This window comes from Ruegeria sp. CDSA077, assembly GCF_059612265.1.
Window position 1 is genome coordinate 1 of record NZ_JBXWQG010000009.1, and the last position, 25,574, is coordinate 25,574.

Consider the following 25,574-nt stretch of genomic DNA (forward strand, 5'->3'; position numbering starts at 1 on the left):
TGCATTCAAATTGTAGAACGCGATAAGGGTCTGTCCAGCGCAGCCCTTCAAATCAAGGAACTGGTGATAAGCGCTTTCTGACTTGCCATTCTAACAATCAGTGCTGGCCCTGACGGTGACGTCGCCATGACCCTAAGCTGCGCTGTGCTGCGACGCTTGACGATCCGATGAACAGCAGTTGAGGGCCGCCTTGATCGGGCTCGACGGCTCACGTTGGGCCGATGCTGCGCTGCCTCGAAGGTCGGCAACGAGCCCAAAGTGACAGATGCTGCAGTTGGAATTGATGTCTGCATTGGCGTTCGCGTTGTGCACTGTCGCGCAATTTTCAAGCGTATTTCAAGGAGTGAGCCGCAACGCCCGGTGTGGAGTGTTGCGGCTGGTAAATTGGAATACACGAACGGAGTGTTAATTACAATTTCTGGACCATCTCAGGGGAGACATTATCGGGATAATGTCGACCTGTGCCTGTGGCGCGGATCTAGAAGCTACCTGGATTGTGCCGTGGTGGATGCCTATCATGTATCATTGAATTCGTTTCGCAGTGATTGTTTCTCCAACGAACCAGCTTTCACCACCGTCCGCGCTTAATTCCATTGCCCACTCGAAACTGTTTTCAGCGATGTCAAAAAAGCGGATCCTTGCCTTTACTGAATTTCCGGGGGACAGGCTAATGACGGCGTTGAAATGCCCTTCGCCATCAATGAATTTACCGCGAAAAGTCTCGGAATGCCGAGAGGTAAGAGAGGAAAGGTAAACCATTTCCCATTCACCCGCTTCCACACCGAAGGTGCGCAAGGTCGCATCGTAAAGGACTTTTTCGCCAGTTGGTGAAAACCAGGTCACAGCGTCAAATAGAACCCGACCATCATCAAGAAACTTTGCCTCCCATTCGCCTTTATACTCGGCTGTTTGCGAACCATCGGGCAGATAACGTTTGCTCGTCGCTGTCCACTTGCCAGCAATAAAGTCAAAGTCGTCCATTTGGGCCGGTGCCTCGCCCAAAGGGGCAGCAAGGGAACTGAAATCTTCCGCATGCACTGCACACACAGAGGTGAGAATCAGTATGAGACTTGCTGCCAATGAATGGATTGCACTTTGTTTTTTCATTTTTGATATCCTCTTTCTAATTTTGGTACGCTAACCCGAAAAGGAGGTTAAGCTGTTGTTGAGTTAGGTCTTCTCGGGCAGCTGTGATGCGGCAAGCAGCAAGGTAGTTGTAATCAGGACCTCGATGATGATCTGCTCTAGCGCGAATGGGGCACCATGAACCGCCCAAGCAAGAACGCGCAAAACTGCGGCAGATCCCACGAAAATTGCAGAAGCTTGGTACCAGACGGTTTTTCGGGTCTTCAGTCCTAGCACCATCATTGCGCCCACCCCCCAAAAGAAGGCGCCAACGTCACCAATCTGACTGCTAAGACCCAGCCCCTCCATCATTGACATGCCCAGAATTGAGGCTGCGACTGTTGGCGCAAAAACCCAGCCGAGCCCATTTAGTAAAAAGACCAAGGCGAACAGGGCAACCAATGCCCGTATTAAGGTATGCATCTTAGACTCCATGTCGAAGTTTTCCTTGGATGTACTCAAGAGGTCGTGCGAGGCAGAAACTAGGAAATCCGCCGGACAAGGTTGGATTGTCGACGCACCCAATTTTTCTGTGTGAGGTCAGTCGCGGGCGCCTTTATCTGGCATCAAGGTCTCGTAATTTGGGGGACATTGAGGTCAACTTTGTTGAAGGTTCAGCGGCTTGACCGGATCTTGGATGACCCCTCGAATTCTATTCGAGGGTGATTGGATGAAATCCCTCTTGAACCTTGAACCCTGGGGAAAATGATCCGTCAGAATACACAAAGCGATGCTCGCCAGAGCTCGTATCATGTTGTACTTGATAGCAATATATGCCGTCCTTATCCCAATCTTCACAATAAGTGTCAGGCTCTTTAATAAACCACGGGGCAAAGCGCATTGGCGATCCGTCAACATGGATCACTGCTGTGCCATTCGCGTGAATGCGTTGCGCATACCGTGTGTTTTCTGCGCCGAACACACCTGAAATCGTGTTGCCGCTAAACAGTTCCATAATTTCGGTTGCAGAAAGTATCTTTGTTTCATCTGCAAAACCTGCAGATGCGATTCCAACTGTCATTGCGGCCGCAACAACCAAAGCGCGTTTTACGCATGTCATAGTTTCTTCCTTTCTGATTTAGCTTCAGCACGTAGGAAATTAGGATTGCCCAAGCCGGTTGGTTTGATAATTTCGTGAGGGGATTTGCGTGTCCAAGAGTTCATCGTGCCGATTGAGCTCTTAGGCGCCAACTAAGCAAAACCCATTCCCGAATGGATCAACACAAGCAGCAAAGTTCGCGGAAGCCTCGCCCTCGATGGAACCCCCGTGCGTCTGTACCAGCGCTGCTGTGGCAGCGACATCTTTTACGCCAAAGTCAAAATGGATCGGTGTCCAATGACGCTCATAGCTGCGTTTTTGATCAGCGGCCGCCACGGTACCTGCCGCCTTTTCAAGCAGGTTGATATCAAGCGTACCAACAGACAGCACAGCCCAATCGTCAGAGTTCTTTTTCTTTAATTCACAGCCAAGAGCCTGCGTGTAGAACGCCGTTGCAGCAGACAGGTCGGCAACATCAACCGTGATGGAAACTTGGGGTAGCATTTCTTTCTCCATTATCACCTTCTAATGCATATAGATGGTGATAACAAGATTTGCCAGACTAAAATCGAAGATGGTGATAGAACACAAAAATGGATCATGACGCGCTCGCATCAATACTCAGTACTGGCACCCCACCTGCGCCTGGCAACCTCGTGTTGTTGGAAGGGTTTCTGAACACCTATGCAGGTGAATTTGGCGTTGAAGATTTCGAGACGCCAGATAGCACCGAAGCGTGGCTGAGAAGCGTCAACCTGTGGACTGGCACCAAAAAGTTGTCCACAAGCCAAACCCGGAAAATCATCAACTTCCGCGACACCCTACGCATGTGGATATTGGACAAGGAAGCTTATCAACCCATCAATGATTTGATTCAGAAAGTTCCATTCCACGTTACCTTTGGCCCTCATGGCGAAATAGGATTTCAATCAAAGGGAGACGCTGCTGACCAAGTGCTGGGCGTGCTAATTGAAGTGATTTTAGAAAGCCAGAAAAATGGCACATGGGATCGCTTCAAATGTTGTGAATTGCCTACTTGTGCTTGGGCATACTACGATTCAACCCGCAGCAGGACTAAGCGTTGGTGTTCGATGAAGACATGTGGCTCCCGTCATAAAGCGAGAGAATATTATAAGCGCAAACGGTAGGTGTTGAAGAATTCTTCATGTCAGAATTACTATTCAAGTTCCTGATAATACGGGTGTGAACTTCGCCACGGTTTGCTTCCGGGCGGTACAGAACCCGCTCATCCAAGTCCCACCAGCACCAGGTATCTGCAGCACGGAAGGCCGATGGCTCTGTGTGTAACGCTTTCGAATCTACCCTGTTTGGTAAGGCCCAGATTAGAGCTGTGCCGAAAACGTGGCCCGTATAACTTGGCTAAGGAGAATTCGTCCGAAAGCCACCATCGGAGCGGGCGTGGCCAATGCACACTTAGTCCGCATTGCGTGAGTTCAACCTATCTCATCTTTTGCGCTTGCGGCGAACGGCAGCAATGCGGGCTGCGGATGCAGTATTTCAAGACAGTGTTCAAGGTCGGCTCTGGGCCGTCAACGTCGGCACGGGCGTCTTCCACCGAAGCGGTGATCTGCACTGCCGCATGATCGCAAAGAGCCCATTCTGACAAACGCTGCGCGCCCGACGCATATCGGCTCCTTGGCAAAATACCAAATCTCGCGTTCGGTCAACTTGTTGACGCGCTGCCTCTGTCGCGCGTTCTTCGAATCCATACTTCTGCAAGTAGGAGGTTGGGGACCCAACTCATCGCTACAGCGATGAAATATGCCGTGCCTGTTCCCAGATTGTCGCCTGCCAGGACCGGCACCCAGAAGCTGAATGTCACGAAGAAAAACGCCAGGAAATAACTTCGCAACATCCATTCACGGTGCAGAGAAACATTGCGTTTCCGGATCATCTTGTATGCGAAAAGCGTGGACAGGAGCCAAAAGAATCCCAGCAGGAAAAACGACAATCTCGCGGCCCAGCTCACATCGAAGAATGCAGCATTGAGTACCGCCGCGATGCTCGCCAGACATGCGCTGTAGACATAGATGCGGCCACCCCAGCGATGCGCGCGAATGAAACGGGTTCGTATCGCAGGGTTGAACTGCATTATCCCGGCGATCAATGCGATTCCGCCAGCCAGAGCATGGATTTGAAATGGCAACGGCAGCGCGCGCATCTTGTCAGTTTCAGCAAGGCCAATACTTGCTGCGATAGCGAAAACCCCATACGCCACGCCGGTAGCTGCAAGGATGCACCATGCGCCCCACATTTTCCAACGCCATCGCATGAAATGATCTTTAATAATGGCCATCTCCGCGCGCGCCTATCATCGACTTGCCCGCACCGGCCGTGAGCATCGACCCAGCAACCAGTTCGAGGATTTCGCAGGACCCTGGCCCCCGCACGTGGTCGTCACCAGACACCAGAGCAGCGGCAATCGACCCTGCGTAACCAAGCGACACAATTGCAACCGCCGCCCACACGCACCTTGACTGAAACTGCAGGCCGATCAATACGGCGAGAGTGAGCCCCAAGCCGATCTCGAGTACCATGAAAACCCGACCGTAGTATCGAGGTTCCCAATAGGAAACTGGTGAGCGGAAGATCCAGTTCGTGAAAGGCATCCATTGCGCGCGCGCATCGTCATGGTGCAGCAGAAAATCAATCCCCACATGCAGCAGTGCGGAGCTGGCGAACACGATCACTATCAGCGCGATCCTACGTGGCCAAACGGCAGGCAGGATCAGACCGGTGAGGCCCAGGGCGATAAGGGCGAGATACAAGGGGATCGAGTTCAGCAGCATCTGAAGCGTTGTCCACGGCTGCTCCCAGTACCGATAATGAAACACTTCGCACCCGCTGGCCCCTTGCTGCCGCTCGACTATGAACATCGCCCAGACATCGGTATCAGGCACTAACGCGCCCATCAGACCAGCCAGAGCAACTGTAGTACGTCCCGGCCTCGCGAAGATTGCGGCTCCGATCAGTAGATGGGTTTGCGTGAACATGAGCAGCATCACCATATTGACAATTAAGTTGTCATAATTCACATTGACACCTAAGTTGTCAAATAGAATCCCGGAGCCCCCGCGTGACGCAGCAAAACAAAGAACTCACCGCACTGATCAAAGAAATAAGGACAGCGTTCAACCGGCTCAAATCCGTTGCCGAAGCTCTGCACGCCGATCTGGATATCAATCCGTCGATGCGGGCGGTCCTTCAGGCATTGATCTTCAAGGCGCCACAAACGGTGCCCGATATCGCCAAAGCCAAAGGAGTCTCGCGTCAGCATGTGCAGAAAAACATGAATACCCTACTGGAGAAGGGTCTTGCCCACGCGCAGGACAATCCCGATCACAAGAGATCAGTACTCTATTTGCCCACCCCAACCGGCATTGATCTTTTTGCCGAGATGCAGGACCGGGAAGACGCACCGATGGCCGCGTTGGCCGAGGCCATGGCAGCGCATGATGTCGCAGCTTCGGCGCAGCTGTTGGCCAGTCTCAACGACGCGCTTGAAATCATGATGGAGAAGGGGAGCTAACGTGATTCAGCACTCGAAACGTCACAGCAAGACCCTCGGCATCGTCATTGTCGCACTATTTATATGGGGTGTCGCCTCCCTGTGGTTGTGGAATACCTTTGCAGTGGACCTTCTGGGGTTTCCCGAGATGCCGTATCGCCATGCGCTTGCCCTTGGCGTTCTCGGTCTTTCGACTGGCGGGTTGCTGGCGATGCCCCTGTGTATGTCTCGCGCGGGTAACGCGTAGTGTCGATGAAACCGAAGATCGTCGCACAGTTTCGGCATCCATCGGGCCTGTTGGGTGCGTTGGCGGGACGGATCATGGCAGCTCGGCAATCGAACCGTTTCCGAAATGACAGAACAGTCGATTTGATGGCTCTGTCGCCCGACAGCCGCGTGCTTGAGATCGGCTGCGGCCCCGGTCTGGCCCTCGCAAAATGTGCCTCTGTCGTAACGTCAGGGCGGGTGGTCGGTCTTGACCATTCCGTGGTGATGATCCGGCAGGCTCGCAATCGGCTGAGAGAACAGCGTGCCGCAGACAGAGTCACGTTGATCGAGGGCGGGATCGACCGCCTTGCTAACTGGCCGGGCGCATTTGATCGCATCTTCTCGCTGAACGTCATACAGTTTCAGAGCGATAAACACGGGTTTTTTGGTGCAGTATATGAAGCATTGGCTACGGGCGGGCTTTGCCTGACCACCTATCAACCACGGCTCGACGCGGATGGCCCGGGTGCTGCGCGACGCATGATCGCCAGCATCGAGGAAGCGCTCCACGCTGTTGGTTTCGAGAACGTGACCGAAATCGAGATCTTTGGCGGGGCCACTCCGGCGATTTGTGTCATCGGCCAGAAGAACGATCCTAACCGAAACTAACCAAAGGAGATCTAACACTGCACAAATTTATGGAATTGGAGGATCTTTCTTCAGATCTGATGATCCGGCTAGACTAGCAGAATGGTATGGGACCCATCTATCAATCCCTTCAACTCCGGCTTCGCCCACCATGCAATCCCGGATCAGCGAGCGCGGCGTGACAATCTTTTCGACGTTCCCGAAAGACAGCGACTACTATCCCGGAGACCGGGGCTTCATGCTGAACATTCCACGTCGCGGACTTTGATGCGACGTTCAAAGAGCTGAATGTTGCCGGAATCGAAAGCGGCGCCGAAGTCGCGATAGGGGATTGGAAGGTTTGCTCGCATTCGCGATCCGGAATTAAATCCAATCGATCTGTGGAAACCCATTCAGAGGTGTTGTCACATTAACCGTTGTTCGGTTACTCATGCTTGGAATTGGTAGTAAGTGGCATCGATAAATCCATCGCCCATCACCTGCAAGCGTCACCGATTTCCTTCTCGGATCATTACCCAGGCTGGGTGGCTTTATGTTCGAGCTTGCGTGAAGTTGACGCGAGGCTTCTGCAGCGCGGGGTCGATATTTCTTACGCGACCCTCCGCCGCTGGGTCATCAAGTTCAGACCGCTGACCGTAACACTGCGCGCAGAATTTTAACCTGAGCAGTACTGAGCGCAAAACGATGGTAAATCCAGGCGGCTTAGGCGATGATCTCTCGCGGAAAAACGATAGCACTTCAGGCGCTGCATTTTGAACGGCATCTTCATGCGTGAGCGGTAACCAGTTCAGAACGCGCGAACAAGTTGGCACTAACCATTTGTTGCCTGGAATGTCGCCTCCCAAGCAGCTTGAAATCTGAGCATGGGCACTTCTTTGTGGACTGGATGTTAACGTGACAACACCCAGAATCCCCCTATCTCGCGCTGTGCTACATGTGTGGTCACGATGAGAGCGATCGCCCATCCTGTCACAACGGCAGCCGCGGTGCCAAACCAAACACCGGTTTCGTTAAAGCCCAGCAGCCAAACAAAAACCCAGACAAAAAAGGCTACCCCAAACCCTTGCCGATACAGGCTGATCCACACCGTCCAGATCGGTCTTTTCAAAGCCTGCAAAAGAGAGTTGATCGAAAAAAGCATCATATAGAAAGGCAGTATCAGGCTGTCGACGCGCAAGTAACTCACTCCAACACGGATGACTTCGGGGTCATCAGTAAACTGCCGCAGCAAGGGTCTTCCAAAAATCCATAGAGTTGGCGCTGCGATAGCTGTCATGATGAAGCCAACTTTCCAGCAATAAAATACTGCTTCCCTTACTCTCGCGTATTCATGGGCCCCAAAATTTTGGGATGCAATTGGTAGCAGCGCCCCGGTTACACCCAGCACCGGCAAAAGTAGAATCTGTTCAAGTCGAATTGCCACTCCATGGCCCGCGATTGCGTGTTCCCCAAAGATTTTCAGGGCGAACTGCATGACAAAACCTGACAGCAACATCACCATGAAGGATGTGGCTGTTGGTAGAACCTGGACAGATATTTCGGCAAACTTTTCCAAACGTGGGGCAAAGTTTCGGAATCGTATGCGCCTCATCCTTCGCCGTCCGAGTACTTGCCGGACCATGAAGACCATGACGCCGGTCTGACTGATGACGGTCGAGACAGCCAAACCATCGAAGCCTATGCCGGGAACCAGACCTGGAATGCCATAGATCAACAGCGGGTTTAGACCGATATTGACAAAAAATGCGACCACGAGTGCGCGCTGCATCGAAACCGCATCGCCGTGCGCCTGTAGGATACCGTTGCACCCAAACGCCAGCAAGAACCCAGGCAGAGCCAAAAGCAACCAATAGAAGTAACGCAGCCCCGCATCACGATATGCGCCCGGCTCAGACACCAGCCGGATCAGAGCTGGACCATACCAGTGCCCAGCCAATGCCAATAGGCCGGACGCTATGAGCCCATAGCTCATTCCTTGCGCAGCCAGCCGACGGGCTTTGCGATGATCGCCGGCTCCCAGAGCGTTTCCAACAAGAGCGCTCATCGCGGCCCCAAGCCCAACGCCGACCGATATGGCAATAAAAAACGCCTGAAACCCCAGTGCCAACCCGGCCTGTGCGCTGGTGGACAAAAGCCCAGCAAAGAACATGTCCACGACGTTGTAGAGGGTGTTGAACAGCATTCCGACTGCGGCAGGAATTGCCAGTGTTCGAAAATGCGCCGAGATCGGTCCGCGTGTCAGATCAAGTTCGGCTGGAATGGCCATATCAGCAGGTCATTACGGGCGCTCGGCCTGCACGGTCAAAAAGACAAATTCTGGTGTCAAAACTTCTTCAAACCCATGGTTCAGTTCGGCATCCACGCTGATACTGTCCCCCGCCGACAAAGTGAACCGGGCCTCACCATAACGATAAACCGCCTGCCCCTCGATCGCCTGAACAAAGACAACGCCGTGACCTACGTAGGTTGGTGGATGGCCCTCGTCACGCAGCAGGGTTACACGGCGTGCCTGAAACCTCAGATCTTTCCGGGAATGTAGCGCGAGATTGACATACTCATGGGAATGACCGCTCGCCAGCCGGGTGGATTTCAATCCCTGACCGTGACGGACGAGGGTATAGTCGGTGTGATCCGTTCTTGCTTCGCGAAACAACGAGACGATGGGCACTTCAAGCGCCTCGGCCAATGCGGCCAATGTGTCGATCGAGGGCGAAACCAATCCATTCTCTATGCGGCTGACCATCGCCGCAGATATGCCAGACTGTTCGGCAAGTCGGCGGGCTGATTGCTTCCGGCTTTGGCGCAGCTCTTTTAGCGACGCGCCGATGGCGCGATCAATTTGTCTTCCCGGAGTGTCACCTTGCATGATACATCCTGTCACTCGTCGGCGTAGTAACCCACGACATCCCCATCCGTGGTGACGCCCAGACCGTTTAGTAAACGGTTGGCATAGTTGAAATAGCTCACAATCTGGTTGATTTCGAGGATCTCGCCGTCCTCCCAACCTTCATCTTTCAGAGTGGTTGCATCCGTCTCAACCATCGTTCCGGGTGCTAGGGTAAGTTTCTCGGCATAGATCAATGCAGCAAGGTGTGCCCCTTCAAAAGCATCCTGCGGTTGGTGGGCCTTTAGCGCAGCTTCAATTTCATCGGCGCGCGCATTGTCATCAATCAGGTGCCGAGCGTTTGCCCAGTGGTTGGCATAGGAGTAGGGGCAGTTGTTCAGGGTCGACACGTAAGAGCTGATGACTTCCTGAAACCACATCGGTATGGAGTTTGCGTGATCGTGCAGGCACGCCCGGTACAAAATAACATGCCCTTTCATTGTGTTGGGCCGCAGGGAATGCACGCGCATGACATTATCCACTGTCCCGTGCGGCGTGCGTGCCATATCCAATGTGGCCTTTAGCTGATCGTCGGCTTCTTCGTCAGAAATCATCCGAATCCAGGCAGACATTTATGTTTCCTCCCTTGGTCGTCAGCTCAATTTTTAGGCAGCCAAAACCTGCCCGTTGAGTTTTTTATTGACGAATATTGCATATTAAGCAACCATATTAATTAGCGTGCAACAGAATTGAGGATTCTATGGCCTTGCCCGATTGCTCCACTCAATCGCATCGCCAAGCCAACGGCTGCTATCTGGGCAATCCCCGGATCGTGCCACGGCAACAGAATTTCCCGACGGATTTTCGGGGCGGTAGCTTTCTCACCTCTGATTTCATCCACTCACGAGGACACCCGAAAGCGTGGTCTCCCGAAACGACAGGCCCGTCATGAACCAACCTTCTCCCATGATTGAGGTAACCAACCTGGATAAATTCTATGGCTCATTTCATGCGCTTAAGAACATTGATCTGAGTGTTCATCAGGGTGAAAAGGTGGTGATCTGCGGCCCGTCCGGTTCGGGGAAATCCACGTTGATCCGCTGTTTCAATGGTTTGGAGTGGCACAATTCCGGGCGTCTCGTGATCGATGGGATCGAAGTATATGAAGGCATAAAGGAAATCCGCGAATTAAGGCAAGAAGTTGGGATGGTCTTCCAACAGTTCAATCTGTTTCCGCATCTGACGGTTCTTGAAAACCTGATGATCGGACCGATGAAGGTGCGCAAGGTATCAAAATCTCAGGCCGAAGAGACTGCGCGCAATTATCTGGACCGGGTCCACATTCCTGAACAAGCAGATAAATACCCGGCTCAACTATCTGGTGGACAACAACAGCGGGTGGCCATTGCACGATCCCTGTGCATGGAAACCCGGATCATGCTTTTTGATGAGCCGACCTCTGCCCTTGATCCCGAAATGATCAACGAAGTGCTGGATGTGATGGTTGAACTTGCTGAGACCGGTATGACCATGGTCGTCGTCACCCATGAGATGGGATTTGCCCGTAAGGTCGCTGATACGATGGTTTTTATGGAAGCGGGGCAAATTGTCGAAGTTTCGCCGCCGGAACAGTTCTTTACCAACCCCTCAAGCGAACGCTGTCGCTTGTTTCTAAACCAAATTCTGGAACACTGATATGAGCGATCTGGGCATATCGGGACCTACAGGTCAGGCGCTGCCGAAACCGCCGGTCATTAAGAGGTTTTTTGGCTCAGTACCCGTATCGATCGCTATCTATACAATCATCGTAGGTTTGATTGCCTATGGCTCTTATGCTGGTGCTCAGGGCATGGGGTATAATTGGCAGTGGTACCGCGTACCACAGTTCCTTTACCGCAATACCGAGGTTGGGTTCGAGTGGGGCGAAATTCCTATTGGTCTGGTCGCCACTATTCAACTATCCGTCACGGCCTTTTTGCTGGCAACCGTTCTGGGGTTGTTGTTGGCGCTATTGCGGCTGTCCGGACTGGTCGTGGGTTCAGCGGTTGCGGTTGGCTACCTTGAGCTTATCCGAAACATCCCGCTCTTGGTTCTGCTTTATCTCTTTTACTATGTGCTGGGTCCGATCTTCGGGTTTAATCGTTATACCGCGAGTATCTTGACCCTGGCGGTGTTTCATTCTGCGTTGATATCTGAGATTTTGCGGGCGGGGATCAACGCCATCCCCACGGGTCAGTGGGAAGCGGCCAAATCCATCGGGATGAGCCCCTTTCAGGTATATCGTTACATCATCCTGCCACAATCGGTGCGGTTCATGCTCCCGCCGATGACCGGCGAGGTCGTTCATCTGATCAAATCATCAGCAATTGTCAGCGTGATTGCGGTGGCCGAACTGACCACTTTCGGACGTAACATCATTTCTGACACCTACATGAGTTTCGAAATCTGGTTCACCATCGCATTGGTCTATCTGGTGGTGACCCTGATCCTGTCGATCGGCGTGAGCTATCTGGAGAAGAAATATGCCGTCGACCAATAAACCTGAACAAATTGTCGGACAACAAGGAGAACCAATATGAAGCTTTCTCGCAGAATGCTCGGGGTAGCCCTGGGTGCGGTCGTGGCGACTGGACTGGCGACCTCAAGCTGGGCACAAAGCGCGACCCAGGAACTGTCCAGTGAAAGTGTGATTGAAACCATCAAGCAGGACGGGGTGATCCGGATTGGTCTTTCACTGTTCGTGCCGTGGTCGATGCGTGACAATAATGGTGAGCTGATCGGCTTCGAACTGGATGTCGGGCGCAAATTGGCCGAAGACATGGGGGTCGAGGTCGAATTCGTTCCAACCGCCTGGGATGGCATCATCCCTGCGTTGGTGTCGTCCAATTTTGACGTGATTATCTCAGGTATGTCGATGACCGCGCAGCGAAACCTGACCATCAACTTTACCGATCCTTACGCCTATTCAGGTCTGGCCATCCTGGCCAACAAATCGATGACCGAAGGCATGACCCTGGAAGATTTCAATAAACCAGAGATCACTTTTGCCGCCCGCCGCGGTGCGACCCCGGCTGCGGTGATCGCACAGAACTTCCCTGATGCGACCTTGCTTTTGTTCGATGAGGACGGGGCCTCGACCCAGGAAGTTCTAAACGGCAACGCGCATGCATCAATGGCTGCGCAACCGACTCCAAACCGCGAAGCGGGGCGCAATCCTGAAACGTTGTCCGTTCCGTTCGAAAATCTCTATGACCCGCGCGGTGAGGCCTTTGGGGTGCGCAAAGGTGATCCGGATGCCATGAATTTTTTCAACAACTGGATTGCACAGCAATGGCGGTCCGGTTGGCTGGAAGAGCGTCACAACTATTGGTTCGCCACCGAAGAGTGGGCTGATCAGGTTGCGCAGTAACTAAACTAACCGGGGGCGGGTGCACCGCCCCCGAGATTGACGCGGAGCGCGCCCGGTGCAGAATTTCATCAAGAAGCTCAGATGGCCCGACTACCTGATCTTGGCGATTTTGATTGCCTTTTTCGGGTATATCTGGCTGTCGATCGAAGGCACGCTCAATTACAAATGGCGCTGGGAGCTTATTCCTGGATATATAGTCGGCTGGCATTCAAGTCGTGAAGAGTACTTTGCCAACCTGCTTTTGCAGGGGCTAGCTGCCACCGTCCGCATCAGTATCTATTCCGGCATTCTGGCCCTTCTGTTGGGCACTATTTTGGGCGTTGCCCGGTGTTCAGCTAATTTGACAATCCGGATGCTGGCCCGAACCTACCTCGAGTTTTTGCGCAACGTGCCACCGGTTGTTGTCGTCTTTATCTTCTTCTTTTTCCTGTCCCAACAACTGATTGACGCCCTGAATCTCGAACGCTGGGCGCGTGGGATCGCGCGGCAAGAGAACAACCAGGTCTGGACTTTCTTTTTTGGTGAAATGCGGCGTTTTCCTTCGCTGGTTTCCGGAGTCATCGTTCTGGCGTTGTTTGAAAGCGCCTTTGTCGGGGAAATTATCCGGGCGGGTATTCAGTCAATTCCGAAAGGCCAGCGCGAAGCCGCGCGTTCGATCGGGATGAGTCAACTACAGGAACTTCGCTATGTAGTCCTGCCTCAAGCGTTGAAGAAAGTGGTCCCGCCGCTGGCAAACCAATTTATTTCGTTGATTAAGGACAGCTCGATCTTGTCACTGATCTCAGTACAGGAACTGACATACAAGACCGTCGAACTTGTTGCGTCCTCACGTATGATCTTTGAGGCCTGGATCACAACGGCAGCTTTCTATTTCATCGTCTGTTTCGGCCTCAGCCGTATCTTTGCCCGCCTCGAAAAACGATCGGATAAACGATAGGTCGGACGACCCGAATGATACGTCTTTATGATTTCAAGTTATCTGGTAGCTGCCACAAAGTCCGATTGTTGTTGTCGATGCTGAAGCTTGAATATCAGCTCATCGATATTGATCTGCTGAACTGTGACCAGACACAGGAAGAGTTTCTGCGGATAAACCCGCTGCACAAGGTTCCTGTTATCGATGATGACGGAATTGTTCTGCGCGACAGTACGGCAATCATGTTGTACCTGGCACAGAAATACGATGCTGAGAATTGGGGACCCAGAACACCGGAAGAACACGGCGAGATTCAGCAGTGGCTCTCATTCTCGGTCAATGAGATATTTCACGGCATGGCAACAGCCAGAGCGATTGTTTTATTTGAACGGGATGTTGATCTTATCGGACCGCAATCACTGGGCGAGGCGTCGCTGGAGATCATGGAGCGGCAGTTGTCAGACAGCCCTTGGCTGACGTGTGGCAGGCTGACCCTGGCGGATCTGGCCTGTTACCCGTACACAGCGTTAGCTTATCAGGGCAACATTCCATTGTCCCCGTACCCGTCGGTTCGAAATTGGATCCGACGGGTTGAAGCATTACACGGATATGTGGCTATGCCCGGAATACCGGCGCTTGCCTAACGCACATGGCTGACAGGTATGTGGACACATTCATAGCCTGACCTGAACCATTCCATTTTCGATCCGAGTGTCAAAAATGCGCATTGCTCGCGTTGCGGGTGCTGACACGGGTTTGCCGTCTCGTACATCGAACGCGCCCTGATGCAACGGACATTCAATCACGTGTCCATCGAAATAGCCGTCACATAAATCAGCGCCGCCATGGTTACACAGCGCCAGCGAGGCAAAAACACCGCTTGGCGTATCATAAACGGCAATTAGCCGTGGTCCGATCTCAACGCGCGTGACCCAGTTCTTTTCCAGCTTCGCAACATCGATCAGGTCGCGCCATGGTTTCTCATTTCCCATCGCTCAAACCTCTGCCGATTGCTCGGGTTCACGCCGCAAAATTTGCCGCAGAATGTCACGATGCGCTGCCAAGTAGCCGCCTCTTTCGACAAAAATGTGATCCTTCAGCTTTTCATGCAAACGCGGCAGCGAATGGAATGGAACCGATGCAACGTAATGATGTTCCGCGTGATAGTTCATGTTCCAGCACAGAAAGGCCATCGGTGTTGATACCAGATTGGTGCGGGTGTTTTCCGACATCTGGGCAACCGTTGGTCGCCCCACATGTTCGGTCATTCGCACAAATCGCATAACTGGTTCCCCCAGAAACAGTGGAATGATCCAATACCAGATCAGGCCCCACCAGCCGGTCAGAGCCATGGCTAGAAAAATGGCGGTGTAAATGGCAAGCATCCTGCGCGCGTCCCGAAAAACCGCTTTGTGCTCGACCTTGGGGATAAAGCGCAACTCTGTCTCGTTCAGCCGTCCGCGGGCATGTCGGAACACTTCGGTGAACTTACCGCGCCAATAGGGCAGGGCTGAAAGGTAAAGAAGATACTGTCCAATCGTCTTGGGCATAGGGATAAGTTCAGGATCTTCACCGGTGAGTTGGGTATAGGTATGATGGTCGCAATGCTCGTACCGGAAAAACCGGTGCGGCAGAATGATGATCAGCCCACAGATCTGACCAACCAAATCATTCAGCCAGCGTGTCCGAAACACTGTGTAATGCACACATTCGTGCTGCAGCGAAAAATGATGCACCAGGACAACGCCTTGAAGGAACATTGCCAGCCAGATCAGCCAGCTGTTCCAGGCAAGTGTTATCAGCGTCGTGGTAAACGCAAGCAACAGGATCCAAAGCGCCAGATGGCGCAATCCCGGTCCGTTTGAACGTTGCATGAATCCTTTGAGTTCTTCGCGCGTGAGTTTTCCTTCGGCCAAGGCCTGAGTCAGCGGCGTAACGATAGCTTTTGACATATGGGTTCCATAATTTTGCCGGTGCGGGGGGACTTGCCCTCTTCGTACATACCGGCACCGGAGACGGGAGTGCTCCGCACCATAAGACCAACTTGATCGGGTCCTATTAACAATAGATCATCCTATCTGGGCGCGATTCGATCAAGCTAGGAATGATCAGACAACCGCACGCAATCCTATATTCAGATCAGGATCAGCAAACAATGCCGCCGCGCAGGAATGGCGATCGAGAATTGACGGCCCAGCAGGCAGCCGTTCAGCGTGAAAAACACCATTGTCCCAGTAAGTCTCGCCGTCGATCACAATGGTCGGATCGATTACGTTCCAGCTGATTTCACCGGGGGCATAAGCTCCACAAGTGTGGAAATGCAGAATACGCGGATTGCCAAAAGCAGACCCGCCCCATCTTTCGTAATTTTCTCGCATATCCCAGGGATATCCGCAGCCTGGGTGAATCCCAGCATGCCACGAATGTACGAAATTACGATCTATGTCGAACTGCCCGGCAACCCGGTCATAGTGGGCCTCAGCCCTTGCAACATTAGCAAGCTCGCCGTCGAACCGCGTTAGCCGGCCATTTTCCATGATTGCAAAAATCGGTTCGTCGAATTCGACAGTATAATTGTCATAATACCTCGACCCGGTCCCGGTAAGAAAACTGACGGCCACCCTGCCAGAAAAACTATGTGCTGGAACCGGTGTAAAGACGGACATCGGAAAGCGCAGGATCGAGGTATCCCCAGTGGGCTTCAGATCCATAATCGGGTGTCCACGTACATCAGTTCCCAACGGGCAGGTGATCCGGACTTCGTCTGCCGCATCAAGCACTGCATTGACGTCTGACTTGAGTTCCAGAAACGCATCGTGGTGGCCGTTCGAAAACCCCGAGCCCAGCAGTTCTTTGTTCACCGCAAAACTGACAATGATCCTTTTGCCCTGCGGCATGTCCGAAAACCGCAACTGATCGCCCAGGCGCGCCAAGAACAGGATGATGTCTGCAGCTCGAAATCGGACAAGAAGGTCGGGCGAGAGATGGGGGTTGTCAGGGTTGAAACCCACATCAACCGCATCAACAATTAGCCCTAGGTGCTGTGCCGCCTGGCTGACGATGTCTACACAATTTGAGTCGAAATACCCGAACTGCGGAGGCTCGTAGGCGATCAGCAACCGGTCGCCCGCTGTTGCATGGGCACAGTTCACCAGAAGGTTTAGCGCTCCTCGCCCGGGCGTTGTGTCGGACATCAGTACCCCCAAAGATTTGATCTTAGAAATCTAGAGCTCTGTATCGACTCTAATCCATTTGAAAGAAGTAATGCCTGACATTAGGATAGCTAATATGATCCTGAATTTGCCATATTCGGCGCTTCGCGCTTTTGAGGCGGTCGTCCGCCATTCCGGCTTTTCGCCAGCAGCCGAAGAGCTGGGTGTAAGTCAAAGTGCGGTAAGCCAGCATGTAAGGTCGCTGGAGGAATGGCTTGGCAGAGAATTGCTGGTGCGCGGTGCGCGTCAGTCACGTCCCACACGCGAGGGCGAACAGCTGGCTCTGGCTATATCCGATGGATTGGGGCGTATTTCTGACGTCTGCGCTCAGTTGCGGGATAAAACTCGCAGCGACCGAACAATAGTCATTTCATGTCTGCCGGGCTTTGCGTTTAACTGGTTGTTTCCGCGGCTTATTCACTTTGATTTGGCGCATCCCGACTTGTCGATTTCGATCGCTACAGATACCGGGCAGCACCCCTTTTCTGGTGCCGATGCGGATATCGGCATTCGGTATGGGCTGGGTGAGTACCCGGGGTTGCAGGCCGATCTGTTGATGGAAGAACGGCTTTTTCCTGTCTGTGCTCCAGCTCTGTTACCCGATCTTCATGGCATCAAAGATTTGTCTCGTCACACACTGCTTGTGGATGAAAACCTACGTCATGGTGCGGCTAACCCGACGTGGGAATTCTGGGCCCGGCAATGTGATCTTAACTTGCCGACAGTGCTGCGTACACGTCGGTTGGGGCAGTCGAATATGGTTGTACAAGCTGCAATCGAAGGGCTCGGCGTAGCGCTCGGTCGTGAGCCGCTCGTGATCGACGCACTCTGTGATGGCCGATTGGTGCGACCGTTCCCACATTTGACGCCATCTCCTTTGTCCTACTGGCTGGTGCGGAGGCATGAGACGAAGGATAGCCAAAAGGTCAGCGAATTCCTGAACTGGATTCACGCCGAAGCCAAAGCGCAACCCGACATCCCGCTGCTCGCAAACGAGTCAAATTAGTAGGCCTTATATCTCCCATTACCAATCCAGCATGGCGAAGTGCGGGGAAATTACCCCATATTGGCGCAAGCTAGATATTGAACGGAGAGCGGGATCATGTATCTGAAAAACTGCTGGTATGTTGCCGCATGGAGCAAAGATATTGGTCGCGAATTGAAGGCCGAGACCTTTCTGGGCGAAAACGTCGTGCTTTATCGCCAGCAGGATGGCGCGCCGGTTGCCCTGGAGGATGCGTGCCCGCATCGCAAGCTGCCTTTGTCAAAGGGCAATCTGATAGGCGATCTAGTCGAGTGCGGCTATCACGGTTTGACTTTCGACTGCTCGGGCAAGTGCATAGACAGCCCCACCCAGCGTGGGATGACCCCACGCCGTGCGGTTGTCAGATCTTATCCGGTGGTTGACCGCTATCGATTGCTCTGGATCTGGATGGGGGATCCGGCACTGGCAAATCCTGACCAGATTTTCCCCGTAGAGAATTTCGATAACACAACCTGGGGCATGACGGATGGTGGCGTGATGGATATCGATTGCCACTACCTTTGGGTCTGTGACAACCTGCTTGATCCCAGCCATGTGGCTTGGGTGCACGTGAGTTCGTTTGCGGGGGCAGGGACGGACGAAGAACCATTGAACGTGGAAAAGACAGATCGCGGTGTAATCGTGTCGCGCTGGATTGAGAACAAACCGCCTTCACCTTACTATTCCAAGCTTGTGGCGTTCGGGGGCGAATGCGACCGCTTGCAACACTATGAGATGTGCATGCCTGCCATCGGGTTGAACAAGTCCATTTACACGCCGGTTGGAACCGGTGGGTATGACAAGAGTCCGGTTGCTGAAACCTTCATCAATATCTCATATAATTTCATGACCCCGATTGATGAGGATCGGACGAGGTATTTCTGGTTCCAGCATCGTAATTCCCTTGCCGACGATGCCGAAGTGTCAACCTACATGAATGACGGTGCGCGTATGGCATTTCTTGAGGATAAGGATGTGCTGGAGGCAGTCCACAAAGGTATGAAGAACGCCACTACGTCGAATATTGATTTGGGCCTCGATGCGGGCGCCAAACAATTCCGACGCGTTCTTGACCGTGCTATCGAAGCCGAGAATACGTCACTGGAGGCCGTCGCGCGGAAGGCCTGAGATCTTGGCAGAGGGCTGGGAAATCCGGCCCTCTGCCGCAGATTTACGCAGTTTCGTAGATGACGGGGAACCGTCCACCGGCAAACGGCGCGCCCGGTTTAAGACTGTCATCATGCAGCCATTCGGTGACGGAATCGCGTGGCTCATAAGTTGCTCCGTCAACGGCAAAACGGATTGCATACCCTCGCCTGCGACGGGTGGTGGTTCTGTTACCCATAGCAGAATGCACGGTCATCCCGTCAAAGGCCAATGCATCACCGGGCTGCATATTCTCAAAATGGAAGATGTCGTAGTCGTCGCGGTTTGCCTCAAAATCTGGCATATCGATATAGTCGGGATTGTCCTGTTCCAGATAGTGTAGAAAACCACCGAGTTGATCGGTTTTGAACGGACGGTACTTGGCCCCCCACGCATGTGAACCACGTACAAATTCCAGCGCTCCATTGTCCGGGTCGACTGGGTCAAGCGCGATCCACATTGTCATGATCGGGCCGGATACCGGCCAATAAGGCTGATCTGTATGCCATCCGGTTTGAGTCTGCGTTCCCGGCTCCTTCACGAATATTTGGTCATAGATCAGCGATGTCCATGGGCTGCCAGCTACCTGAGACACGCGCTGGCCGATATCCGACTTCAGGCAATAATCCTGAAACACACCCGGCGTTTCACGCATGTTCTTGTAGGCGAAATAGCGGTCGCCCTTTTTGATTTCGGTATCTACAGCGTGCCGCAGTTTGGTCAGCCATTCGTCAGATAGGATATCCCTTAGCAGCACGACACCGTCGCGTGCATAGGTATCCTGAACCGTCATAGTTTCAGTTGATGTTGTCATTGCTTTTCCATCCATAAATTCCACCCGAGATTGAGGGCGGTAAAAAAACAGGCGCTATGCGCCTAAGTTCTCATGGAGTCAGGATGTTGGAGAGCTGCGACAGTTTATGATGAAACAGGGCCACTTCGACCGGGTTGACCATTTTCCGGCTAGGTTTTGGTGAAACTGTTTGATGCGAACCTGCATGACGCACCCTACCCGAAATAACCTGACCGAACCAGCAAATACCACAACAAGTCATGTACGCGATGCGCGCGATGACTCGTTCAAATGCTGCGGCGCGCCAAAACGGGGATTGCATTTAGGTAAATTTATTTATTGACGAACATTGCTTCTTAGTAAATAGAATTACCAACATGCAAAAATACTCTGTGTTCTCACTCGCTCGAAACGCGCTCTCTGGCCATCGCAACTGGCCCTTGGCCTGGCGAAGCCCGCCCCTGAAAGACCAGTATGAAGTTGTCGTGATTGGGGCAGGGGGTCACGGTCTGGCCACTGCCTATTATCTGGCCAAGGAATTTGGCATTACCGACGTCGCCGTGCTGGAGCGAGGCTGGCTGGGCGGCGGTAACATCGCGCGCAATACGGTGACAATCCGTTCAAACTACATGCGGGACGAGTCGATCCCGTTCTATGTCAAATCAGTCGCGATGTACGAAGGGCTTACGCAAGAGCTGAACTTCAATATGATGCACTCAAAGCGCACCATGGTAGATGTCGTACAGACTTGGCCCAAGCTGCGAGAGCTTCGGCGACGGCAATTGGTCATGGACATCTACGGCTCAACTTACGAGCAGATCAATACAGACGAATTGCGCCGTCGCATTCCCGCGCTGACTGGCGGAGGACCTGATGCTCGCCTGCCAATCATTTGCGGCATGGTACATACTGATGCGGGTGTGAACCGGCATGATGCAGTGGCCTGGGGATATGCCCGCGCGGCGGACGCGATGGGGGTCGAGATCCACCAGCAGACCGCAGTGCAATCGCTGATCCGAGGTGCAGACGGCGCGATCGACGGTGTCGAAACCAATCGCGGAACCATTCGAGCCAAGAAAGTTGTCGTAGCGGTGTCTGGACATACCACAACGTTGACGGAAACCGCCGGGCTGAAGCTGCCGCTGCGAACTATGAACCTGACAGCTTTTGTTTCCGAGCCAGTCCAGCCGTTGGTCGATGTGATCGTGAATTGCCCCGACAGCGGGTTCTATTTCAGTCAATCTGACAAGGGTGAAATGGTAATTGGCGGCGCGCCCGACATGGGCCAGAGCTTTCGCCGGGACATCAAGCAAAACGTGTTCGAAGATACTGTGACGACGATGTTGTCGTTGTTCCCGTCATTCAAAAAGCTCAAGCTGATGCGACAATGGGGCGGGCATCTGGATATCGCGCATGACGCCTCGCCCATCATGGATCAGACCGAAGTGCCGGGGCTGTTCATCACGGCGGGTTGGTGGGGTGGTTACAAGGCGATCCCGGCAGGCGGTCTGACCCTGGCCCATCTGGTTGCTAAGGGTCAGCCTCATCCGCTGATGTCTTCATTTACCCTCGACCGATTCCGTCATCTGGATTTTGTGATGGAAGCCGGCACCACAACCGCCCGATAGAGAGGACAGGACCATGTTGCTTATCCCCTGCCCATTCTGCGGCAAGCGTAACGAAAGTGAATTTATCTTTGGCGGCCCTGTCGGTGCCGATCGGCCTGATCCAATTGCCGTGAGCGACGCGGAATGGGTTGAGTACCTGACTGTAGCACCGAACCCGTTAGGACCGGTGCAGGAAAAATGGTGGCACGGGCGAGGTTGCGGTGAATGGCTGACAATCTGGCGCGATACCCGAACCCATGACATTGTGGAGGCACCCGATGGCTCAGAGTAATCGTCGTGCCTCGGGCGGGCGTATAGATCGCACCTGCCCAATGACGTTCCGGTTTAACGGAAAAACCTATGAAGGTTACAAAGGAGATACTCTGGCCTCGGCCTTGCTGGCCAATGGGGTCCGTATCACAGCCCGCAGTTTCAAACATCATCGCCCGCGCGGCATCGTTGGTCATGGACCTGAGGAACCGGCGACTTTAGTCGAGCTGGACGGTGAAGATTCATCGGGTAACCGTCCGGCAACAACTGTGCCGCTGCGCGATGGGCTGAGCGCCCGCTCAGTCAACTGCTGGCCTTCGCCCGAGTTTGATCTTGGTGGCGTTAATCAGCTGTTAGGACGTTTCATTCCAGCGGGCTTCTACTACAAGACATTCAAGTGGCCCAACTGGCATCTGTTCGAACCATCTATCCGCAAAGCCGCGGGGCTAGCGGCAGCACCCTCGCAACCTCCTACTTCGGGCCACTTCGAAGCGCGTCATGCCCATGCCGATGTGTTGATCGCTGGTGCGGGACCTGCCGGATTGCAGACCGCGCTGGAGGCGGGCAGGGCTGGCAAACGTGTGTTCATTGCTGATGAGGGAACAGAGGCGGGCGGCAGCCTGTTAAACCGGGATCTAAAAATCAACGGGCGATCCGCATTGGACTGGGTGGCTGAAGCTGTTGAAGAATTGCGTGGGATGGGCAACGTTATCCATCTGCAAAATGCAACGGTCTGGGCCTATCGCGAACATAATCTTTTGATTGTGAATGAACGGGAACCCTTAGAAGGCAATATTTTGGAGCGGAGCTGGCGGGTGCGTGCAGACGAGGTGGTTGTCGCCACCGGGTCCACCGAACGCGCCATGGTTTTTGCAGACAATGATCGGCCGGGCGTCATGCTCGCTTCGTCAGTACAGGCTTATGTCAATCGTTGGGGTGTCACTCCGGGACAACGAGTTGTTCTTTTTACCAACAACAACAGCGTTTACGCAGTTGCAGCTGACCTAATGGCAGCAGGTGTGTTGGTCGTCGCAATCCTAGACAGTCGCGATACAGTGCCGCAAGCCGCACTGGATATGGCACAGGGCGTCACCGTTCATACAGGCACCGTCGCCGCAGGTGTGCGAGGTCACAAGCGGGTGCGCGCGGTACGTGCAGTATCCGTCAGTAGTGGGGCGGAGACCTGGATCGATTGTGACCTGCTGGGCCATTCCGGCGGTTGGAACCCAACCGTGCATCTGTGGTCTCAATCCAGAAGTACTCTGCGGTTTGATGAGGAGTTGTCCGCTTTCGTACCCGATCAGGCCGCCCAAGCTTGCCGCGCTGTCGGAGCTGCCGCAGGAGAGTTGACGCTTGACGGGATTATCGAAGGAGGTTCGGACCTGCCCTATGCCATCGAGCCGCTATGGCGCGTAGACGTCGCGGGGCAACGTGGAAAGGCATTTCTGGATCTGCAGAACGATGTGGCGGTTAGCGATGTACACTTGGCCCTGCGCGAAGGCTATGACAATGTCGAGCACGTCAAACGCTATACCACCGGCGGCATGGGCATCGACCAGGGAAAAATCGGTAATATCAACATTATCGGTACTGTTGCGATGCAAAAGGGTGTGCCCTTGCAGGATGTCGGAACGACAACCTTTCGCTCTCCCTACACACCAGTTTCTTTTGGCGCGATCGGAGGCTTGCGCGAGGAGACAGTGCTGTTCCCCTACCGCCACACGCCGGTCACGCAGTGGAACAAGGACAATGGTGCGGTGATGTACGAAGCTGGTGCCCGTTGGCAGCGTCCTGGATACTTCCCCAAACCTGGTGAAGGGTTGCAGGAGGCAGTGAACCGCGAATGTCGTGCGGTGCGTGACGGTGTAGGCGTCTATGACGGCTCCCCCCTCGGCACATTCGAGCTGAAAGGGAGTGATGTCCCGCACTTTCTCGATTTTCTTTACTCAAATGTCATGTCCAGCCTGAAACCCGGTGATGGGCGTTATGGTCTCATGCTGTCTGATGACGGGCTGATCCTGGACGACGGGGTGGTCTTTCGACTGGACGAGCACCGTTGGATGGTCTCAACGTCGACGGGTCATGCAGACGCGGTCAACCAGCACATGGAAAAGCTTCTTCAGACCGAGTTTCCCGACTGGCGGGTCATGATCACTACTGTGACTAGCCAATGGAACAACGCCACCATATGCGGGCCCCATGCACGCCATGTCATGCAAGTGTTGGGAACAGATATTGACCTGTCGTCTGAGGCCTTTCCTTTCATGTCTTTCCGCGACGGAACCGTGGCTGGGATCCCGGCCCGCGTCGTGCGTGTCAGTTTCACTGGCGAGCTGTCATTTGAGGTCAACGTCGCGCCGCGCCACATGGCTGAACTGTGGAACAAAGTGATCGAGGCGGGCGCGCCCTTTGGCATTCTGCCAGTGGGTTCGGAATCCAGCCACGTTCTGCGGGTCGAAAAGGGCTTTCTGTCTCTGGGGCATGAGGTGGACGGCACTGTAGATGCCCACGATCTGGGTATGGGATGGGTCATGTCGAAGAAGAAGCCTGACTATTTGGGTAAGCGTTCGATTGGGCTGCGTCGTGAAGGTGGCGGCACCCGGCGAGAACTGGTTGGCATTCTTCCTGAAGACCCCAATCGACAAGTGCCCGAAGGTGCACCGCTCACCCCCGGAGGCCGAAAAGAAGCCACCGAGGGGCTCGTCACCGCCTGTGTCTGGAGTGTGGTGAACGACCGTTGGGTCGGTTTGGCGTTGCTGGAAAACGGGCACGCGCGGCATGGGGAATCCGCCCATGTGCGCCTGAAAGATGGGGTTATCCCAGTCACCATTACCAAGCCGGTGTTCCACGACCCCGACGGCAAATTGCTGAGGTCCTGAGATGAGCTATGACGTACAGATCACACGCCAGAGTCTGAACGCACTGTTCGATCTCAAAGGGGCGTCGGCAGCGATTGAAAACTGGGTGGGGGACGCTTTGCCCCGTTTGTCCGATAAGCCTAATAGACGAACAGAGAAAGATGCGATTGAGCTGTATCACATCGGGCGAGACCACTGGATCGCCCGTGCTTCGCTGGATTTGGAACAAACGTTGAGAGCACAGCTCAAGCCTACCGATTGTCCCGCCGATATCAGTATTGTGCAGATTTCGGATACTCTGGCCTTTTTCAAAGTAGTGGGTCCGCAGGCGGGCGAAGTGATGGCCATTGCCTGCCCGTTGGATCTGCATGACACTGCATTCGGCAAAGACGCTGTCACCTATACTGAACTGTTTGGCCTCAAGGCATTGGTGATGCGATGCCAGGATGGTTTCGAATTCGCTGTCGAACAGAGCTTTAGTGACATGGTAGAGGACTATCTGGCTCGCGCCGTCACCTGAAGAAAGGGATGCCATGACCCGCACACATATCCACAAGTATCAGACCCGCTATCACGCGCAGGCGACCTATTCCAAAGCGATCCGGGCCCGAGGTGATTTTGTGTTCATGCAGGGACAGGTTGGTACTCTGCTGGACGGAACATTGATTGGTGAAGGCGATCCGGGCGTACAGGCAGATCAGGCCTGCCGCAACATCCAGCGCTGGATGGAAGAAGCCGGGGGCAGTTTGGCGGATGTCTGCAAACTTACCGTCTATGTCACCGACATCTCCTATCGCCCCGCCGTTTACGAGGTGATCAATCGCTGGTTTGACGGCGTGCACCACTGTTCGACCGGTGTTGTCGTGCAGGGATTGGCTGATCCATCGTTATTGGTCGAAATCGATGCAATGGGCGTCATAGACGACGAGTCCGAAGCATCCTGATGACCGAGGTACAATTTCGGCGT

The 25,574-nt window shown here is 53.7% G+C and carries 29 protein-coding genes; 16 read left to right on the forward strand and 13 right to left on the reverse strand.

Features of this window, described 5'->3' with window-relative positions; genetic code table 11:
* Positions 1-522 precede the first annotated feature (522 nt).
* From AC2FLE_RS15750 to AC2FLE_RS15765, 4 genes are all read right to left on the reverse strand, one after another.
* Positions 523-1,107: a hypothetical protein gene (locus AC2FLE_RS15750; RefSeq protein ID WP_496698200.1), complete on the reverse strand. Its 585-nt coding sequence runs from the start codon at positions 1,105-1,107 to the stop codon at positions 523-525.
* Positions 1,108-1,170: 63 nt separating this feature from the next.
* Complete coding sequence (locus tag AC2FLE_RS15755) at positions 1,171-1,548, reverse strand: hypothetical protein (protein ID WP_496698201.1); 378 nt, start codon at positions 1,546-1,548, stop codon at positions 1,171-1,173.
* Between the two features lie 229 nt (positions 1,549-1,777).
* Complete coding sequence (locus AC2FLE_RS15760) at positions 1,778-2,185, reverse strand: hypothetical protein (protein ID WP_496698202.1); 408 nt, start codon at positions 2,183-2,185, stop codon at positions 1,778-1,780.
* Between the two features lie 120 nt (positions 2,186-2,305).
* The gene (locus AC2FLE_RS15765) at positions 2,306-2,680 is read right to left on the reverse strand and encodes a VOC family protein (RefSeq protein ID WP_496698203.1); all 375 of its coding nucleotides are present in this window, start codon (positions 2,678-2,680) and stop codon (positions 2,306-2,308) included.
* 77 nt (positions 2,681-2,757) lie between these two features.
* On the opposite strand from AC2FLE_RS15765, the gene AC2FLE_RS15770 reads away from it, so the two are divergent.
* Positions 2,758-3,312 (forward strand): CGNR zinc finger domain-containing protein, encoded by a 555-nt coding sequence (locus tag AC2FLE_RS15770; protein WP_496698205.1) that lies wholly within the window; start codon positions 2,758-2,760, stop codon positions 3,310-3,312.
* Between the two features lie 536 nt (positions 3,313-3,848).
* Here AC2FLE_RS15770 and AC2FLE_RS15775 read toward each other — a convergent pair.
* Together AC2FLE_RS15775 and AC2FLE_RS15780 are read right to left on the reverse strand one after the other, a co-directional pair.
* Positions 3,849-4,481 (reverse strand): DUF2306 domain-containing protein, encoded by a 633-nt coding sequence (locus AC2FLE_RS15775; protein WP_496698206.1) that lies wholly within the window; start codon positions 4,479-4,481, stop codon positions 3,849-3,851.
* The gene (locus AC2FLE_RS15780; RefSeq protein ID WP_496698207.1) at positions 4,468-5,178 is read right to left on the reverse strand and encodes a hypothetical protein; all 711 of its coding nucleotides are present in this window, start codon (positions 5,176-5,178) and stop codon (positions 4,468-4,470) included. Before AC2FLE_RS15780 ends, AC2FLE_RS15775 begins: the two co-directional genes overlap by 14 nt.
* Before the next feature lie 83 nt (positions 5,179-5,261).
* Between AC2FLE_RS15780 and AC2FLE_RS15785 the strand changes: the two genes are divergently transcribed.
* Genes AC2FLE_RS15785 through AC2FLE_RS15795 form a run of 3 tightly spaced genes read left to right on the forward strand, consistent with a single transcriptional unit; the run spans position 5,262 to position 6,569 of the window.
* Entirely contained in the window at positions 5,262-5,714 is a 453-nt protein-coding gene (locus tag AC2FLE_RS15785) for a MarR family winged helix-turn-helix transcriptional regulator (RefSeq protein WP_496698209.1), read from the forward strand.
* 1 nt (position 5,715) lies between these two features.
* The gene (locus AC2FLE_RS15790; protein WP_496698211.1) at positions 5,716-5,940 is read left to right on the forward strand and encodes a hypothetical protein; all 225 of its coding nucleotides are present in this window, start codon (positions 5,716-5,718) and stop codon (positions 5,938-5,940) included.
* Positions 5,941-5,945: 5 nt separating this feature from the next.
* Positions 5,946-6,569, forward strand: coding sequence for an SAM-dependent methyltransferase (locus AC2FLE_RS15795; RefSeq protein ID WP_496698395.1), 624 nt, complete (start codon positions 5,946-5,948; stop codon positions 6,567-6,569).
* An 868-nt stretch (positions 6,570-7,437) separates the two neighbouring features.
* Here AC2FLE_RS15795 and AC2FLE_RS15800 read toward each other — a convergent pair.
* Genes AC2FLE_RS15800 through AC2FLE_RS15810 form a run of 3 tightly spaced genes read right to left on the reverse strand, consistent with a single transcriptional unit; the run spans position 7,438 to position 10,004 of the window.
* Positions 7,438-8,814: an MATE family efflux transporter gene (locus AC2FLE_RS15800; protein ID WP_496698212.1), complete on the reverse strand. Its 1,377-nt coding sequence runs from the start codon at positions 8,812-8,814 to the stop codon at positions 7,438-7,440.
* 12 nt (positions 8,815-8,826) lie between these two features.
* Complete coding sequence (locus tag AC2FLE_RS15805; protein ID WP_496691476.1) at positions 8,827-9,414, reverse strand: helix-turn-helix domain-containing protein; 588 nt, start codon at positions 9,412-9,414, stop codon at positions 8,827-8,829.
* Positions 9,415-9,425: 11 nt separating this feature from the next.
* Complete coding sequence (locus tag AC2FLE_RS15810) at positions 9,426-10,004, reverse strand: carboxymuconolactone decarboxylase family protein (RefSeq protein ID WP_496698214.1); 579 nt, start codon at positions 10,002-10,004, stop codon at positions 9,426-9,428.
* A gap of 316 nt (positions 10,005-10,320) precedes the next feature.
* On the opposite strand from AC2FLE_RS15810, the gene AC2FLE_RS15815 reads away from it, so the two are divergent.
* From AC2FLE_RS15815 to AC2FLE_RS15835, 5 genes are read left to right on the forward strand one after another with little or no spacing between them, the layout of a single operon-like run.
* Complete coding sequence (locus AC2FLE_RS15815; protein ID WP_496698216.1) at positions 10,321-11,067, forward strand: amino acid ABC transporter ATP-binding protein; 747 nt, start codon at positions 10,321-10,323, stop codon at positions 11,065-11,067.
* A 1-nt stretch (position 11,068) separates the two neighbouring features.
* Positions 11,069-11,911, forward strand: a complete 843-nt coding sequence (locus tag AC2FLE_RS15820; protein WP_496698218.1) for an amino acid ABC transporter permease — start codon at positions 11,069-11,071, stop codon at positions 11,909-11,911.
* A gap of 36 nt (positions 11,912-11,947) precedes the next feature.
* On the forward strand, positions 11,948-12,781 hold the full coding sequence (locus AC2FLE_RS15825; protein WP_496691480.1) for a transporter substrate-binding domain-containing protein: 834 nt from the start codon (positions 11,948-11,950) through the stop codon (positions 12,779-12,781).
* Positions 12,782-12,836: 55 nt separating this feature from the next.
* Entirely contained in the window at positions 12,837-13,718 is an 882-nt protein-coding gene (locus AC2FLE_RS15830; protein ID WP_496698220.1) for an amino acid ABC transporter permease, read from the forward strand.
* Between the two features lie 14 nt (positions 13,719-13,732).
* Complete coding sequence (locus AC2FLE_RS15835; protein ID WP_496698222.1) at positions 13,733-14,341, forward strand: glutathione S-transferase family protein; 609 nt, start codon at positions 13,733-13,735, stop codon at positions 14,339-14,341.
* A gap of 30 nt (positions 14,342-14,371) precedes the next feature.
* Here AC2FLE_RS15835 and AC2FLE_RS15840 read toward each other — a convergent pair whose 3' ends face one another.
* The 3 genes from AC2FLE_RS15840 to AC2FLE_RS15850 all read right to left on the reverse strand — a co-directional run bounded on the left by AC2FLE_RS15840 (position 14,372) and on the right by AC2FLE_RS15850 (position 16,891).
* Positions 14,372-14,689: a non-heme iron oxygenase ferredoxin subunit gene (locus tag AC2FLE_RS15840; protein ID WP_496698224.1), complete on the reverse strand. Its 318-nt coding sequence runs from the start codon at positions 14,687-14,689 to the stop codon at positions 14,372-14,374.
* A gap of 3 nt (positions 14,690-14,692) precedes the next feature.
* A complete protein-coding gene (locus AC2FLE_RS15845) occupies positions 14,693-15,649 on the reverse strand; it encodes a fatty acid desaturase family protein (protein ID WP_496698226.1) in 957 nt (318 codons plus the stop codon).
* Between the two features lie 156 nt (positions 15,650-15,805).
* On the reverse strand, positions 15,806-16,891 hold the full coding sequence (locus tag AC2FLE_RS15850) for a hypothetical protein (RefSeq protein WP_496698228.1): 1,086 nt from the start codon (positions 16,889-16,891) through the stop codon (positions 15,806-15,808).
* A 94-nt stretch (positions 16,892-16,985) separates the two neighbouring features.
* Between AC2FLE_RS15850 and AC2FLE_RS15855 the strand changes: the two genes are divergently transcribed.
* Together AC2FLE_RS15855 and AC2FLE_RS15860 are read left to right on the forward strand one after the other, a co-directional pair.
* Positions 16,986-17,915 (forward strand): LysR substrate-binding domain-containing protein, encoded by a 930-nt coding sequence (locus tag AC2FLE_RS15855; RefSeq protein ID WP_496698230.1) that lies wholly within the window; start codon positions 16,986-16,988, stop codon positions 17,913-17,915.
* Positions 17,916-18,011: 96 nt separating this feature from the next.
* Positions 18,012-19,061: an aromatic ring-hydroxylating dioxygenase subunit alpha gene (locus tag AC2FLE_RS15860; protein ID WP_496698231.1), complete on the forward strand. Its 1,050-nt coding sequence runs from the start codon at positions 18,012-18,014 to the stop codon at positions 19,059-19,061.
* A gap of 43 nt (positions 19,062-19,104) precedes the next feature.
* On the opposite strand, the gene AC2FLE_RS15865 is transcribed toward AC2FLE_RS15860, so the two are convergent.
* On the reverse strand, positions 19,105-19,893 hold the full coding sequence (locus AC2FLE_RS15865; RefSeq protein WP_496698233.1) for a phytanoyl-CoA dioxygenase family protein: 789 nt from the start codon (positions 19,891-19,893) through the stop codon (positions 19,105-19,107).
* 356 nt (positions 19,894-20,249) lie between these two features.
* On the opposite strand from AC2FLE_RS15865, the gene AC2FLE_RS15870 reads away from it, so the two are divergent.
* The 5 genes from AC2FLE_RS15870 to AC2FLE_RS15890 are packed head-to-tail and all read left to right on the forward strand — an operon-like array spanning position 20,250 to position 25,551.
* Entirely contained in the window at positions 20,250-21,500 is a 1,251-nt protein-coding gene (locus AC2FLE_RS15870) for an FAD-dependent oxidoreductase (protein WP_496698235.1), read from the forward strand.
* 13 nt (positions 21,501-21,513) lie between these two features.
* Positions 21,514-21,771, forward strand: coding sequence for a sarcosine oxidase subunit delta (locus AC2FLE_RS15875; RefSeq protein ID WP_496698237.1), 258 nt, complete (start codon positions 21,514-21,516; stop codon positions 21,769-21,771).
* A complete protein-coding gene (locus AC2FLE_RS15880) occupies positions 21,758-24,628 on the forward strand; it encodes a 2Fe-2S iron-sulfur cluster-binding protein (protein ID WP_496698238.1) in 2,871 nt (956 codons plus the stop codon). The genes AC2FLE_RS15875 and AC2FLE_RS15880 overlap by 14 nt, the downstream gene beginning before the upstream one ends.
* Position 24,629: 1 nt before the next feature.
* Positions 24,630-25,127: a sarcosine oxidase subunit gamma gene (locus tag AC2FLE_RS15885; RefSeq protein WP_496698240.1), complete on the forward strand. Its 498-nt coding sequence runs from the start codon at positions 24,630-24,632 to the stop codon at positions 25,125-25,127.
* Positions 25,128-25,140: 13 nt separating this feature from the next.
* Complete coding sequence (locus AC2FLE_RS15890; RefSeq protein WP_496691493.1) at positions 25,141-25,551, forward strand: RidA family protein; 411 nt, start codon at positions 25,141-25,143, stop codon at positions 25,549-25,551.
* Positions 25,552-25,574: the final 23 nt, after the last annotated feature.

What these genes read in the sequence shown, in the direction of transcription:
- AC2FLE_RS15755 (WP_496698201.1), bottom strand. Translation starts at nt 1,548, where the DNA reads ATGCATACCTTAATACGGGCATTGGTTGCCCTGTTCGCCTTGGTCTTT.
- AC2FLE_RS15855 (WP_496698230.1), top strand. Translation starts at nt 16,986, where the DNA reads ATGATCCTGAATTTGCCATATTCGGCGCTTCGCGCTTTTGAGGCGGTC.
- AC2FLE_RS15770 (WP_496698205.1), top strand. Translation starts at nt 2,758, where the DNA reads ATGGATCATGACGCGCTCGCATCAATACTCAGTACTGGCACCCCACCT.
- AC2FLE_RS15850 (WP_496698228.1), bottom strand. Translation starts at nt 16,891, where the DNA reads ATGTCCGACACAACGCCCGGGCGAGGAGCGCTAAACCTTCTGGTGAAC.
- AC2FLE_RS15865 (WP_496698233.1), bottom strand. Translation starts at nt 19,893, where the DNA reads ATGACAACATCAACTGAAACTATGACGGTTCAGGATACCTATGCACGC.
- AC2FLE_RS15890 (WP_496691493.1), top strand. Translation starts at nt 25,141, where the DNA reads ATGACCCGCACACATATCCACAAGTATCAGACCCGCTATCACGCGCAG.
- AC2FLE_RS15775 (WP_496698206.1), bottom strand. Translation starts at nt 4,481, where the DNA reads ATGGCCATTATTAAAGATCATTTCATGCGATGGCGTTGGAAAATGTGG.
- AC2FLE_RS15795 (WP_496698395.1), top strand. Translation starts at nt 5,946, where the DNA reads ATGAAACCGAAGATCGTCGCACAGTTTCGGCATCCATCGGGCCTGTTG.
- AC2FLE_RS15870 (WP_496698235.1), top strand. Translation starts at nt 20,250, where the DNA reads ATGCAAAAATACTCTGTGTTCTCACTCGCTCGAAACGCGCTCTCTGGC.
- AC2FLE_RS15820 (WP_496698218.1), top strand. Translation starts at nt 11,069, where the DNA reads ATGAGCGATCTGGGCATATCGGGACCTACAGGTCAGGCGCTGCCGAAA.
- AC2FLE_RS15765 (WP_496698203.1), bottom strand. Translation starts at nt 2,680, where the DNA reads ATGGAGAAAGAAATGCTACCCCAAGTTTCCATCACGGTTGATGTTGCC.
- AC2FLE_RS15840 (WP_496698224.1), bottom strand. Translation starts at nt 14,689, where the DNA reads ATGGGAAATGAGAAACCATGGCGCGACCTGATCGATGTTGCGAAGCTG.
- AC2FLE_RS15845 (WP_496698226.1), bottom strand. Translation starts at nt 15,649, where the DNA reads ATGTCAAAAGCTATCGTTACGCCGCTGACTCAGGCCTTGGCCGAAGGA.
- AC2FLE_RS15885 (WP_496698240.1), top strand. Translation starts at nt 24,630, where the DNA reads ATGAGCTATGACGTACAGATCACACGCCAGAGTCTGAACGCACTGTTC.
- AC2FLE_RS15825 (WP_496691480.1), top strand. Translation starts at nt 11,948, where the DNA reads ATGAAGCTTTCTCGCAGAATGCTCGGGGTAGCCCTGGGTGCGGTCGTG.
- AC2FLE_RS15815 (WP_496698216.1), top strand. Translation starts at nt 10,321, where the DNA reads ATGAACCAACCTTCTCCCATGATTGAGGTAACCAACCTGGATAAATTC.
- AC2FLE_RS15860 (WP_496698231.1), top strand. Translation starts at nt 18,012, where the DNA reads ATGTATCTGAAAAACTGCTGGTATGTTGCCGCATGGAGCAAAGATATT.
- AC2FLE_RS15875 (WP_496698237.1), top strand. Translation starts at nt 21,514, where the DNA reads ATGTTGCTTATCCCCTGCCCATTCTGCGGCAAGCGTAACGAAAGTGAA.
- AC2FLE_RS15780 (WP_496698207.1), bottom strand. Translation starts at nt 5,178, where the DNA reads ATGTTCACGCAAACCCATCTACTGATCGGAGCCGCAATCTTCGCGAGG.
- AC2FLE_RS15880 (WP_496698238.1), top strand. Translation starts at nt 21,758, where the DNA reads ATGGCTCAGAGTAATCGTCGTGCCTCGGGCGGGCGTATAGATCGCACC.
- AC2FLE_RS15750 (WP_496698200.1), bottom strand. Translation starts at nt 1,107, where the DNA reads ATGAAAAAACAAAGTGCAATCCATTCATTGGCAGCAAGTCTCATACTG.
- AC2FLE_RS15760 (WP_496698202.1), bottom strand. Translation starts at nt 2,185, where the DNA reads ATGACATGCGTAAAACGCGCTTTGGTTGTTGCGGCCGCAATGACAGTT.
- AC2FLE_RS15800 (WP_496698212.1), bottom strand. Translation starts at nt 8,814, where the DNA reads ATGGCCATTCCAGCCGAACTTGATCTGACACGCGGACCGATCTCGGCG.
- AC2FLE_RS15835 (WP_496698222.1), top strand. Translation starts at nt 13,733, where the DNA reads ATGATACGTCTTTATGATTTCAAGTTATCTGGTAGCTGCCACAAAGTC.
- AC2FLE_RS15805 (WP_496691476.1), bottom strand. Translation starts at nt 9,414, where the DNA reads ATGCAAGGTGACACTCCGGGAAGACAAATTGATCGCGCCATCGGCGCG.
- AC2FLE_RS15810 (WP_496698214.1), bottom strand. Translation starts at nt 10,004, where the DNA reads ATGTCTGCCTGGATTCGGATGATTTCTGACGAAGAAGCCGACGATCAG.